Source organism: Anabaena sp. UHCC 0399, assembly GCF_034931465.1.
Lineage (GTDB): Bacteria > Cyanobacteriota > Cyanobacteriia > Cyanobacteriales > Nostocaceae > Trichormus > Trichormus minutissimus.
This window is the reverse complement of record NZ_JAYGGZ010000014.1, coordinates 49456-62722: the sequence shown is the minus strand read 5'-3', so window position 1 is coordinate 62722 and position 13267 is coordinate 49456. Positions and strand designations below refer to the sequence as shown.

Here is a 13267-nt window from a genome sequence, read left to right as displayed (position 1 = left end):
CTCCCCATTAAATAATTAAGATGCTTGTTTGTGTCCCAGTTTCAAGAAAATACTTTCTAGGTCTTCTTGTATGCAGTGAAAATCAGTAATAGGAAAGCCAGATTTAACTAGCGATCGCAATAATTCAGCGCAGTCTTCCTGTGTCCCGGAGAAATTCACTCTTAAGCTATTTTTTCCTGGTAATTTTTCCCACTCTTCTACACAAGGATGATGTTTAACTTCACTTAAAAGTGCCTCTAAATCACCTAATGTTGTTAAAATTATTTGTTGACGAGACAGCCGTTGATAAAGATGTTGGAGTGAAGCACTTTCTACTAAAAAACCTAACTCCATAATGCCTACAGAACTACATAGTTCTGCTAAGTCGCTGAGGACGTGGGAAGAAATTAAAATTGTCATCCCTGCTTCTTGCAACGCCTTGATGATTTCCCGAAACTGCATTCTGGCAATGGGGTCAAGTCCAGAAACAGGCTCATCTAAAAGCAGTAAAATCGGCTCATGGATAATAGTCCGTGCTAGGCTCAAACGCTGCTTCATCCCTCGCGACAGGGTAGAAATGAGACTGTGGCGTTTATTACCCAGTTGGATGAGTTCTAAAACTTCGTGTAAGCGTTGGGTGCGGCGTGGTTCTCGCAGACGATATAAACGGGCAAAATAATCTAAGTAGTCCCAGACATTTAAATCTTCATACAGTGGATAATCATCGGGGAGGTAGCCAAGACGACGTTTGAGGGTGGGGTTACTCTTGTCACGACGCAGGCGATCGCCGTTAATATAAATCTCACCCGTAGTTGGTTCTTCAGCTGCTGCCAACATCCGAATGAGAGTTGTTTTACCTGCGCCATTGGGGCCTATCAGTCCATATACTTCACCCATTTGGATTTCTAAGTCAACATCATTAACGGCTACGTGCCGTTCAAATTGCTTAGTTAATCCACAGGTGCGGATTGCTAATTCTTTTACCATAGCTGCTGGGGTACGGCTGTTGTTTAAACACTAACCTAACCTCTTTCTACAGCTTTCGTCAGTTCCGTTACGGAAATTGTAACCAGGTTCTCTACGTAATCGCACAAAATTAAATTCATTGCTAGATAGAGAGATAGGAAAGCCAAATAATGATAAAGAATGGATATGTTAGAACTAGAGGCGATTACAAATAAGATTTAGCTGGTGGCGCAAAAATTGAAGAAGTGCTGAAAGCTTATCCAAGTATAGAAAGAGAAGATGTCCTAGCTTGTATAGCCTACGGCGCAGAGATGGCGCGGGATGTTTTTGTGGAACTTCCTTTGAACCAAAAAAGGAAGCTAGTGCGTGAAATTAAAATCAGCAGGACAGTTGAAAGTCAATCAAATTAATCATCAAGTTGCATAAAAGCCGGACGTATAACTTAGTACACACCCGGCATAATTACTAAACTAGAATTATTACGCCAATTAATTCAGAACAGAACTAACATCCACCATCAACTTCTGCCCCAACTTGAGTAAATTCTCACACTGATGAGGATCTTCTTGACTAGTCAGACATAAGGGTATGACTTGACTGTGCAGACAGCTAAAGTATAGTTCTTGGGATTGGTGTAATGAAATGCCAATATTTAACTGATATGCCACATCAATCAACCGTTCTAGGCATTGGATATCAGTAGCAAAACTACCATTGCTATCGTGCAGCAATCTCCAGAGTAACCGCGAAATCAACTGTTCTAGCATCTGCTTGCCTTCAGGAATATTTAAGTGACAACGCAGATGTTTCGCTTCAGTGGCGATCGCCTCTAATTCTACTATGTGATTCCAAACCAACGCAGGTTCGGTGATATCTTGCTCTAGCGATCGCAATGTAGTCATGCAGCGATATCCTAAAGCAATCTCGGCTGCCACTTGCAACTCTTGGGGTACAGCCAGCTCATCGCGGTGAAAGGCTACTAGTACACCATAATTATCGCGGTAGGCTTGGGTGTAAAGTTGGTCTAACCGTGTCAGGGTTTCTTGAGAAAGTAACCGCATGATGCGGTGGCGTTCTTCTGCAAACAGATTTTGCAAGTTGTATGCTTGACCACTAAATACCTGTGTCATCACCAAGATGGTTTGGGCTGCGCTAGCTTGTTGCAGTGCGCTAAACAGCTTTTCTTTCAACTGGCTGTAGTCCCGTCGTCCGGTAAATAGTTGAATGCAGCAGTGGAAATCCCAACCGCCTAAATGCAGGACGGCAAAGACTAAGTTTTCGCTTTCCCAGGTGATATCAGAGACTAACTTTAAATGACCAACTGCTAAAGTCAACGATCCCATCCGTTGCAATTGGTAGTCTATTTCATTGACGGTGTAGCAATAAATGTGCTTTTGGTGATTACCGGGGGCTGATCCCTGACCATTAAATATGGATGTAATGGAGTAATGGGCCGCTACTTGTTTAAAACTAATCTGGGCAGTTTGTACCAGTTGGCGATATACTTCTGCACCGTGTCTAAAAGTATCAACATTACTGGGAGCTAAACCCAGGCGTTTGAGGAAGCCTTTTTCTAGTTGCACACCAGCCACATCTCCCGCCAGTTCCAATGCGCGGGAGGCGTAGCGCATAATCTGAGTTCCCTCTGGGCGGGAAAGTTCTTCAAAAAACCAGCCGCAACTGGTGAACATAAATAAACTATGACGCTGCATTTCTAATAAGCGCAAAGCGTCTACCTGTTCGGCGGCGGTGAGTTTATGGGTTTGATGACGAGCCAGAAACCGGCTAACATTGGCAGCAGAGCGATCGCGGATGACATTAATATATTCATCTCTTGCTAGCCAGGGATCACGGAATAATTGTTTCCCAGATTCTTCATAAACTGCAACTAACTGATCCCGCAGCCAATTTAAAGCATTCCGCAATGGCCGCCGCCATTTTTGATGCCAGATACCGCCTTCACCTCCGCAACCACAGTCATCTTGCCATCTGTCTACACCGTGGGCGCAACTCCAGGCTGTCACAGATTTTAACTCAACTTCCCATCTGGGTGAATTTAAGCTGAGGTAATGCGCGAAGTTTGTCACTGTCCAACCATTTTGGGGAAACTCTTCGATAAAAGCGTAGGCGATCGTTTTTTCTGTTCCCTTTTTATGGTGTCCGAAGGTTTCCCCATCTGTAGCCACAGAAATCAATTGTGACTGACGGTGATCCCCACGCACAGCTGAACCAATGCGCCCGGCAAAGTGGTGAGAATTATAGACGACATCACTAAAACCCATATCTCGTGAAATGGGGCCGTCGTAGAAGAAAATATCAATATATGGGCATTGGGAAGTGGGAATTGGCAATTGGTCATTGAGATTTCCCATTCCCCGATCCCCGCGCAAATAACAACGATAGGGACGGGTGGGATCAATCTGATTACCGCCAACTTCGTGCCATTCTGGTTGGGGATCATTTTCTGATGGGAAGGGACGACAACGCAGAGCTTGGGATGGTGCGAGGACAATAAAGCGAATACCTTCAGTCACCAAAGCTTCTAAGGTTGCGTAGTCTACAGCGGTTTCCGCTAACCACATCCCTTCGGGATCACGACCAAAGCGAGAACGGAAGTCTGCTTTCCCCCAGCGAATTTGGGTGTATTTATCCTGTTCATTCGCCAAGGGCATGATGATGTGATTATATACTTGCGCGATCGCGTTCCCGTGACCATGCAATCGCTGACAACTTTTTGCGTCCGCCTCTAAAATTCGTTGATAAACCTCCACATCATGGCGTTCTAGCCACGACATCAGAGTCGGGCCAATATTAAAGCTCATATATTCGTAATTATTGACGATCCCCGTCACTTCACCTCGGTCATTTAACACTCTGGCGAAAGCATTAGGACGGTAGCATTCCCAATGAATGCGCTCATTCCAATCATGGAAAGGTGAGGCACTAGGTTGACGTTCAATGGCATCTAAATAAGGATTTTCCCGTGGCGGCTGGTAAAAATGACCATGCACCGTCACATACACACCTGTAGCTTTGCTCAAGGGATCGCTGTTGTGAGGATCTTTGTTAGGGAAATTGGATGTTGATGTTGATGTTGAGCCAGAGATAGCTGGCCGTTCAGCAGCAGAAGTCATGTATATTTATCCAAAAAAAAACTTACACTTATGCCGGAAACATTTACTTCAAACATTTCTACACCAGTTTGAAAGCAAAATCCGGTATATATGAAAACTATGAGTACGGAATACAGCTAAATTACGACAAATGTGATCTTATTATGATAGTAAATCTGCGTTATCGCCAGGCTGTTTTCCAGATTTGACGGAACTATTAGTTATGATACCCCGTCATGGACTAGTTACTGGTTGTTTTGAACGGTGCTTATTATTTGAGTTTTTTTTGATTGGCAGAAATAATGAAAAGTTTAATTATCTTTTAATATATTAAAAACTATTTGTGGTGTAAAAATATCATTTTTAATTTAGAGTTTTGCTAAAGAAAATTACGAAATCATAAGGAATTGCAACTATAGTTTACATTGGCTACCTTGTTGACATAACATATAATTGACTCATGTAACCCTAGGGGTTACAATATCTGTGACTATTAAAACTTTTAAACATAAGGGTATTAAAAAACTTTTTGAAGATGATAACAGGAGTGGAGTTCAGCCAGCACACGCAGAAAAGCTTCTAGATATATTTGACACGTTTGACGCTGCCACCGAAATCAAAGATATGCAATACCCCGGTTCTGGACTACACCAACTAAAAGGTGATAGAAAAGGGGAGTGGTCTGTTACTGTCACCAAAAACTGGCGTATAACTTTCACATTTGAAGAGGGTGATGCTTACGACGTAAACTACGAAGACTATCATTAGGAGACTGAAGCCGATGATCACCAAAAGAAAACCCAGACACCCCGGTGGCTTAATCAAGCGTCAGTATCTTGAGCCACTTAATATCACAATTACTGATTTTGCTGACATCATTGGTGTATCCCGTAAAACAATGTCTGAGATAGTGAACGAACGAGCAAGCATCACACCTGACATGGCTCTGCGTTTATCTACTGCTTTGCAAACAACTCCTGAGCTATGGCTCAACTTGCAACAAAAATATGATCTTTGGTGTGCGGCTAATGAGTCAGAATCCTGGAAAGAAGTTACACCAATAAATTTACAAGCTTGCTAAAAACTTTCAGTTCGCGCGCCGAGGACATAACAAGACTACTTTGGCTGCTGAACTTCCGCCACTTCCTTTAACGATGATCATTTCCATTCAAAGCTTTTTGGGTATTTTGCCTGATTGACAAAATATACTTTTTCTTAACAAGGTAGTAGGGGTTTAAATCCCCGGCTTCTATCAAGCCGTAAGTGTTGTGGCGGGGTGTAAATCCCCGTTACAACACGTAATTGCGAGTTGCGAATTGCGAATTGGTTTAAAGTGTCTTGTCATTTACCAACTCAGCACTTTTCACTCAGCACTGACTAAACGCCGCGCTACCGCTAACAGTACTCAGCAATATGACTGGTAAACAGATCAATTAAATATCACAAATGTCAGCTAAAAACATTCTTTTTCTCGTTCTCTTACTTTTTAGTCCCATTTCCTTGGCGGCGCATTTCCTCGAATGGGGAGACTTGCTAGTTTTTATCACCGCAGGTTTAGCAATTCTGCCCCTGGCTGCTTGGATGGGTACAGCTACAGAAGAAATTGCAGTAGTGGTAGGGCCAAGCTTGGGGGGGCTGTTAAACGCCACTTTTGGCAATGCTACCGAACTGATTATTGCGTTAGTGGCTTTGAATGCTGGACTAGTTAATGTTGTCAAAGCCAGTATTACCGGCTCAATTATCAGTAACTTACTACTGGTAATGGGTTTCTCGATGCTTTTGGGTGGACTACGACACAAAGAACAGACATTCCAACCAATTGTGGCGCGGGTAAATGCTTCTTCCATGAATTTGGCCGTAATTGCCATGTTGCTACCCACAGCAATGAACTACACTGCTAAAGGCATTGGCGAACCAGTCCTGCAAAATCTCTCTTTGGCGGTGGCTGTGGTGTTGATTTTGGTTTACGCCCTCACCCTACTATTTTCCATGAAAACCCACGCCTATTTATATGATGTTGGTGTGGTAGAAACTGAAATTGAGGAAACCCATACTAAACCAAATATTTGGTTGTGGAGTGGGGTGTTGTTAGTATGTACCCTGTTGGTAGCGTTAGAGTCGGAGTTATTGGTTGATACCCTAGAAGTGGCGACTTCCCAACTAGGGTTAACAGCACTGTTTACAGGGGTGATATTAGTTCCCATTGTGGGTAATGCAGCAGAACACGCCACAGCTGTCACCGTAGCCATGAAAGATAAAATGGATCTTTCTGTATCAGTGGCTGTGGGTTCTAGTATGCAAATTGCCCTATTTGTCGCCCCTGTATTAGTAATTGCCGGGTGGATACTAGGTCAGCCAATGGATTTAGATTTTCAACCCTTTGAATTAGTGGCTGTGGTTGTATCGGTGTTAATTGCTAATAGTATTAGTTCTGATGGTAAGTCTAATTGGTTGGAGGGGACTTTGTTATTAGCTGCTTACACTGTACTGGGATTCGCTTTTTACTTTCACCCAGCAATTGAGGGTCTTGGGTAGTAGTTCTCACAGTTGAATATTTCTTCAAATCCCCGACTTTTTCAAGAAGTCGGGGATTTTGCGTCTAATTTAGTGAGTTGAATTTCAGGCGATGGTCTCCGACCGACCGGAGGTCATCGCCTACGCTGGGTGGTTACGCCATCACTTTTTATTTTTAGTAGTAATTTTGACATTTTTTAGAATTATTAAAACTAATTATTACAACACTGATCCCATAAGTAATTTATAACTCTCAAATCTAAAAAATACACATATAGATATACCGCTTAAGGTGGAATAATTTCTTTGGCATCTAGAGTTTATTATTCTTGTCAAGTTTATTAGCAAATAAATTACAAAATGCTGCATATAGGCAATTTGGCAGTTAACCAAATGATTAACTGCTGTCATTTGCAGTATCAAAAAATCACTTGGAGGAATTAAAACTCTGCTACCAGGAAAAAATCTCCAACTCAAAAGTAATCAGGACATGATGTTGGCAACTCTAACTCATTGATTTTTAATTTTCTACAATTGCTCAAAATTTAACTCATTAGATTTAAGTAAGCACTATTCCGGAATTAATGAATTTTTTCTGTCAAAGGAAATATGGGTGATAGTGACATCAATTACCATGAATGATATTGTCTTGCTGGTGACGGGTGTATTAGCAATCAAGCAAACTCCTCCGTCGATTGTACCCAAGCAGCCTGTAATTCAGCTTGACAATGGCGTGAAAAAAACAACATATGTTGAGCCATATCAGTTAGTGTCATCTGCAAAAATCACGCCGCCTGAATTCGTGCCGCCAAGTGAAAGTTCCTCAAATATTAAATTAGCTTTCAATCCTGAAAATCAACAATCTTCGATTAAAAAAACAGATTTAATCAAGGATGCTTATAGTGTAGATGAGTTCCGAAATTTTCAGGCTGTGAGGGTAAAAGTTCCGCGTCAACCACGTATTATAGCCCAACAAATCCGTAATGAAATTATTATTGCTAGACGCTCTCAAAGGTCTATCAGAAATGTACCAAATCTACGTTTTGGTAATTCAGGTAGTGCAGTGAGAGTCTTGCAAAGATTATTAGTTGCCAATGGCTATAATCTTCCCGTTGATGGAGTTTATGGGGCTTTAACAGAAAGTGCTGTTAAAGCCTTTCAAGTACAGCGTAATCTCCAAGTAGATGGCGTAGTCGGGTCAAATACTTGGAGGTCGTTGACGGTATATCGATAATAATTCGTAATTCGTAATTCGTAATTTTTAATTACAATTACGAATTAGAAATTGTTATCGATACTTATGCTGTTCTAGGAGTGCTTGCGCCCTGGGTTTGTAAATTAAATAGAATAAAGACTCAAGGTAGCGCAACAAGTCCTCACGTTTTTCTTTGGATGTAAAGTTCCAGAAACCATAAATTCTGGCTAATGACAACAGTTTAGTGGTATGAATCTTCCAAGTATAGGTACTATATACTCGGTCAATTGCTTGTTGAGAAACCACACTCCAATATTGGGGATTTTCTTGACATTTAGTGACAAATTCTAGAATCTTTTGGGCTGTTTCTTCTAAATGCGTAGGGTTGATGTAAAATCCATTGACTTTATTTTGAATGATTTCTAATGGCCCACCAAATTGGGTTGCGAACGTTGGTAATCCTGAAATCATCGCCTCCAGAATTGTCAAACCAAAGGCTTCAAATAAAGCTGGTTGAACGAAAATACCTTGGTGGTCAGCAATGACTCGATACACTTCGCCAGAATCAGTTTTTGATAGGCGCACACCCAGCCAGCGAATCTTACCATGCAGATTGTACTCGTCAATAATGTGATAAAGTTTGACGATTTCATCCCGTTCTTCATTGTCGTCTGATTCTTCCACCCGCAACTTACCGGCGATCAAAATTAAGTTGCAATGTTCTTGCAGTTCTTTACTTTTACCAAAGCATTCTGCTAAACCAGTCATGTTTTTAATCCGGTCTAGACGCGCCATTGAGAAGATAGGACGCTTATGAGGATCGTCGAGTTTACCGAAGATTTGGCTAGGGTCTTCTAAAGTAAATAGCATTTCGTCAATGCGTGAGCGATCGCTTTCTACTCTATCTTCAAAACGTGTATAGGGAAAATAGGCGTTTTCATTTACCCCAGGCGGTACGACGTTAAACTTGGGACTAAATAATTCAATCCCGTTCACCACATGGTACAACTCAGGCATGGTGAAGCATTTGTAAGATTCATACTGCCCTACACTATCTGCTTTGCCGATAATTTCTTGGTAGGTGCTGCTGATGACGAAATTGGCTGCATTCATCGCAATCAAATCAGCAGTGAATTGCAAAGAGAAATGATATTTATCTTCCAAATCTTGCCAATACAAGTTACTAAACAAGTATTTGGATTTTTCTAAAGCGTGGGCGATATTGCATTGAGTCACTTTCATCCGTCGCGCCAACAAGAACGCCACTAAGTTCCCATCGGTATAGTTACCCACCATTAAATCTGGTCTACCTTGAAATTCTGCCAGCAGTTCCCGTTCTGCGTCAATGGCGAAGGTTTCGAGATAAGGCCAAAACTCAAATCGGGAAATCCAGTTTTGCGTCATATTGGGGTTAAATTCCCGCAGAGGGACACGCAAAATCCAGGCATTTTCTGTACCGTGAACTTTTTCGAGGCGTTGGTTGCAAAGAGTCCCATCACTGTTGGGAATGAGGCGACTGAGAATTATCACCTTGGGTTGGACATTTAACCCCTCCAAGCCGGCGAGTACAGCATCTTCTTGTAGTTGCTTTTCTAAATTTTTGGCTTGGTCGAGGACGTACACCACCTGACCACCAGTATCAGGACGACCTAAAACCCCCTCTTGTCCAAACCAACCATGTGCTGACACCAGGACGATTCTAAAAATCATCGGGACACGAGAGATGAAGGCTTCGAGAGTTTGGGGGTTGGGTGAGTCGATTAATTCATCCAGAATGTCTAAGGTATCTCGCACACGAGAGGCTGTATTACCCCAACCTGGTTCAAAACCCATCGTTTGCAATTGCAACCGCAATTGTTCATAGGGTTCATCGTTGGGTCTATCACTCACAAAGTTGATAGCTTTTTTAACTTGATCTGAAAGCTGCTGTTGTGATTGAATGCGATCGTTAATTAATAACTGGACACCGTTGTAATGATGTAGGCGGAGGAAGTTGAATAGGCTTTCTAGCCATTGTTTGGGGTCTTGAAAGAGTTGGCTAGATAGATAACGGTTGAGGAACTCTACACCCTTACCAATATTTTTGGGGTCACGGATGACTGGGGTGTAGTCGTAAAAAGGGCCAAAGTCTAACTCTAGCAGATCACCATCTTGGGGATGAAATTTATTGACGAAGCGATCGCGCAAATCTAATAATTCCTGTACCGTCATCGACTCAACATCTAAGTCTGCTGTCAGGCGATAAACTTCTTGACTAGCAATCTTGGAACGAATGATAAAACATAGATTTGAGTCTTCTTGAATAATCTCTTGGGTATAGTAAATTAATTTTCCTAAGTGAGAAGAAGTATAAAACGTCTCTGGCTTCTCAAATTTGGTGCAGTATTCACTATATTCATTCAAGATGTCATTCCGCAGTAAATAATTCTGCTCTTTTTGGCGTAATTGACTAACAAAGCCCCGCAAATCACTTTTTTCTTCACTATCCAGGATCGTCTGAATCAATTCTGACATAGTATGTCAACTCCTAAAGATGATTTTGCATTCTAGGGTAGCGTAAACTTAAACCCTATAATTTAGACACGTGAAAACTTAAATAAACACAGATAAATTAATCTAACTGTATTTTTTGTACGTATTAAATCGTGCTATTCTTTACCCAAAATAAATAAAAATAAGTATTTTTCTGTCTAACTAAAGATAGATCATATTTAAATTATTGGTATATTTTCTATTTTTAAGAAATTATGTGGCGATTCTAGGTGATTTGTGAAAATTGCGAAGCCTCATAAACCCATTTGCTTCCAGAAGCCAGAAGTATAAATTTTTGCTGTTCTGAAAGGTATGCTTTATACTAACATCTTGCACCAGTTTATTGATAATCGTGCAAGATACCAGTAACTCTCTCTTCATTTTGTTTTGAATGATCGCTAAATATTTAAAGAAGCCTTCGTTACAAGAACCAAGGCTTCAGATAAAGTTATTAAATTTACAAGCAGAACTCAAATTTTTACCCCAAATTGCTGAAAAAAGTTGCCCACAGAGTTCCTGTTACTCCCACCGCAATTAAAATGTTGGTGAAAAATCTGCCTAATTCAGTGTCCTCCCCCAGTCCTTTATCATCTTGACCTGCACTGAAAAATAATGACCAAGCTTGGTTAGCATTGATAGTTTCAAAGTTGTTGAAATCAGGTCTAAATACAACAGTTCCAATTAAATCTTTTGTCGGAAAATCAAAGTCAGTTTTCATTGTTTTATTGCTTTTTTATTTGTTGAGTGAAATATTCAAAATTGACTTGCAAACTTAGTTACAGGTTTGTCAGCCATCCAATCAAGCCGTTTCCTGTGATTATTTCTACAGCAATAAGTGAGACAAAGCCAATCATCGCCAAGCGTCCATTGAGTTTCTCAGCGTACTCGGTAAAACCTGCTCTTGGGGTTTGATCTACATAAACTTTTGGTTCAATGGCAAAGTTGTTGAGTTGACCGAGTTCGTTCATTGTGAAGCCTTTGCTTGTCATGTCTTTTTTCCTTTGCTTGCTTATGTAACTGAATATAACATTATGTAAATATTTTTTACAAGGGGTTGACAAAACAAACTTGTGATGAAAACCGTAGCAAATAGGTTGGGGATACCGTATTATCCAGAAAATCTGAAAATCTCTGGTGATGCGGGGTAACATTCAAACTTAAAGCAGGCAAGATATGAAATAACCTGTTATGCGTTTAAAAATGAAACTCAATAAAGTTGTCCCTTGGGGTAGAACTCTAGAAGAGTATAAATTGATGTTTAATCTGTCAGAGGCAGATTTGAACACCAAAATTTTGGGGTGCGGCGATGGGCCGGCTAGCTTCAACGCTGAAATGACAGAATTAGGATACTCTGTTGTGTCTATTGATCCGATTTATCAGTTTTCTGCTGCACAGATTGAGCAGCGTGTGAGAGAAACTTATGAGACAGTCGTTTCACAGGTCAAGCAAAACGCTCATCGCTATATTTGGAAGAACTTTCATCATGCTGATGAGCTTGGTGAGGCTCGGCTCGCCGCCATGAAAAAATTTTTATGGGATTATGAAAAGGGGAAAGCTGTAGGGCGTTATTTAGATCAATCTTTACCCAGTTTAGAATTTACTGATCATCAGTTTGAATTATGTGTCTGTTCTCATTTGCTCTTTCTGTATTCGGAACAGTTATCGCTGGATTTACACATGGATTCGATTCATGAACTTCTGCGAATCGCTCCAGAAATTCGGATTTTCCCTTTGCTTCAGCTTGATGGTGAAGCATCTCCATACCTTGAACCAGTTATTCAGGAGCTATCTAGCAAAGGTTTTAAAGTACAGGTGAAACCTGTTGCTTACGAGTTCCAGAAAGGTGGAAATCAAATGTTGCAAATCAATTGGTAAATTGTCAATAACAAAACAATCAGGTTCTCATGCTTGAGTTTTACCAACAACTAGCGGCGGCTTTAAAACAAGGTGGTGTAGTTTTAGCCACAGTCACTAGTACCAAAGGTTCTGTCCCCAGAGAAGTAGGTGCAAAAATGATGATCTGCGCCGATGGGAAAACTTACGGTACAATTGGCGGCGGTGCGGGAGAAGGTAAAGTTTATCAACAAGCTTTGCAAGTCTTAAAAAATGGCGAAAAGCAATTGGTAGAAATTGATTTATCAGGCGCACCGCACCGAGAAATTCAAGGTGTTTGTGGTGGCACAATGTTGGTATGGTTGGAGTTATGGTCAGGTGATGCTAGTTTAAGCTTAGTGAATGAGATTATCGATAAACTTACATCTGGTCAACCAGGGGCAATTATTACACCTTTAAATATCAATGCCGAACCCTACTTAGAAACAGCAAATGTCCCCGAATTACCGCAACTAAAAAATCATACTTTAATTGAACCTTTACTACCACCACCGACTCTATTAATTATTGGTGCAGGTCATATTGCTATTCCCCTAGCTAAGATTGCTAAGATAGCAGGGTTTAAAACTATAATACAAGACGATCGCCTAGATTTTGCTACCCCAGAAAGATTTCCCGATGCCTCGTTAGTCTTAGCACAACCTATTAGCTCAATTTTGGAAACTATTCAGCAATTTTCTAATTTATATATTGCTTTAGTGACTAGAGGTTATTTACAAGATATATCAGCTTTAGAAATATTAAAGCATTGTCATGCACAATATATTGGCATGGTTGGTAGTAAAAAACGTGTTGATACTGTTTATAAAATGTTGCAAGCTCAGGGTAATTTGCTCCGGATATATGCACCCATTGGTTTAGATATTGGGGCTTTAACCCCAGAAGAAATTGCAGTTAGCATCTGTGCAGAATTAATTAAAGTGCGTCGGGGTGGAACTGGGCGATCGCTATCAGAAAATATAATCTAGGGTGTCCTGCTCTCATAAGGTATATCCTTGCTGAGTATACGCTGTGAATAATAGTGTTGTTAATAAAGCCTTCCAGTTTGGAGATATCGAAAAATACTCGAACTTTT

11 protein-coding genes and 1 pseudogene are annotated in these 13267 nt (G+C 40.9%); 7 read left to right on the top strand and 5 right to left on the bottom strand.

The window, feature by feature from the left end:
• Positions 1-15: 15 nt before the first annotated feature.
• Entirely contained in the window at positions 16-966 is a 951-nt protein-coding gene (locus VB693_RS10235) for an ABC transporter ATP-binding protein (RefSeq protein ID WP_323266169.1), read from the bottom strand.
• 209 nt (positions 967-1175) lie between these two features.
• Between VB693_RS10235 and VB693_RS10230 the strand changes: the two are divergent.
• Positions 1176-1355 (top strand): annotated as a pseudogene (locus tag VB693_RS10230) (DUF433 domain-containing protein); the annotation flags it as partial.
• Between the two features lie 78 nt (positions 1356-1433).
• On the opposite strand, the gene VB693_RS10225 reads toward VB693_RS10230, so the two are convergent.
• Entirely contained in the window at positions 1434-4079 is a 2646-nt protein-coding gene (locus VB693_RS10225) for a DUF3536 domain-containing protein (protein ID WP_323266168.1), read from the bottom strand.
• Positions 4080-4544: 465 nt separating this feature from the next.
• Between VB693_RS10225 and VB693_RS10220 the strand changes: the two genes are divergently transcribed.
• The 4 genes from VB693_RS10220 to VB693_RS10205 all read left to right on the top strand — a co-directional run bounded on the left by VB693_RS10220 (position 4545) and on the right by VB693_RS10205 (position 7806).
• Complete coding sequence (locus VB693_RS10220) at positions 4545-4826, top strand: type II toxin-antitoxin system RelE/ParE family toxin (protein ID WP_323266167.1); 282 nt, start codon at positions 4545-4547, stop codon at positions 4824-4826.
• Positions 4827-4839: 13 nt separating this feature from the next.
• Positions 4840-5139, top strand: a complete 300-nt coding sequence (locus tag VB693_RS10215) for a HigA family addiction module antitoxin (RefSeq protein WP_190707780.1) — start codon at positions 4840-4842, stop codon at positions 5137-5139.
• A 365-nt stretch (positions 5140-5504) separates the two neighbouring features.
• Entirely contained in the window at positions 5505-6593 is a 1089-nt protein-coding gene (gene cax, locus VB693_RS10210; RefSeq protein ID WP_323266166.1) for a calcium/proton exchanger, read from the top strand.
• A gap of 613 nt (positions 6594-7206) precedes the next feature.
• The gene (locus VB693_RS10205; protein WP_190707784.1) at positions 7207-7806 is read left to right on the top strand and encodes a peptidoglycan-binding domain-containing protein; all 600 of its coding nucleotides are present in this window, start codon (positions 7207-7209) and stop codon (positions 7804-7806) included.
• A gap of 54 nt (positions 7807-7860) precedes the next feature.
• On the opposite strand, the gene VB693_RS10200 is transcribed toward VB693_RS10205, so the two are convergent.
• The 3 genes from VB693_RS10200 to VB693_RS10190 form a co-directional block, all read right to left on the bottom strand.
• Positions 7861-10281 (bottom strand): sucrose synthase, encoded by a 2421-nt coding sequence (locus tag VB693_RS10200; RefSeq protein WP_323266165.1) that lies wholly within the window; start codon positions 10279-10281, stop codon positions 7861-7863.
• A 496-nt stretch (positions 10282-10777) separates the two neighbouring features.
• Positions 10778-11017 carry a hypothetical protein gene (locus VB693_RS10195; protein WP_190707788.1) on the bottom strand — a complete coding sequence of 80 codons (240 nt, stop codon included), beginning with the start codon at positions 11015-11017 and terminating at the stop codon, positions 10778-10780.
• A gap of 58 nt (positions 11018-11075) precedes the next feature.
• On the bottom strand, positions 11076-11288 hold the full coding sequence (locus VB693_RS10190) for a chlorophyll a/b-binding protein (protein WP_190707791.1): 213 nt from the start codon (positions 11286-11288) through the stop codon (positions 11076-11078).
• A 211-nt stretch (positions 11289-11499) separates the two neighbouring features.
• Between VB693_RS10190 and VB693_RS10185 the strand changes: the two genes are divergently transcribed.
• Both VB693_RS10185 and VB693_RS10180 read left to right on the top strand, forming a co-directional pair.
• Positions 11500-12174, top strand: a complete 675-nt coding sequence (locus VB693_RS10185) for an SAM-dependent methyltransferase (RefSeq protein WP_323266164.1) — start codon at positions 11500-11502, stop codon at positions 12172-12174.
• Between the two features lie 29 nt (positions 12175-12203).
• Positions 12204-13160 carry an XdhC family protein gene (locus VB693_RS10180; RefSeq protein WP_323266163.1) on the top strand — a complete coding sequence of 319 codons (957 nt, stop codon included), beginning with the start codon at positions 12204-12206 and terminating at the stop codon, positions 13158-13160.
• Positions 13161-13267: the final 107 nt, after the last annotated feature.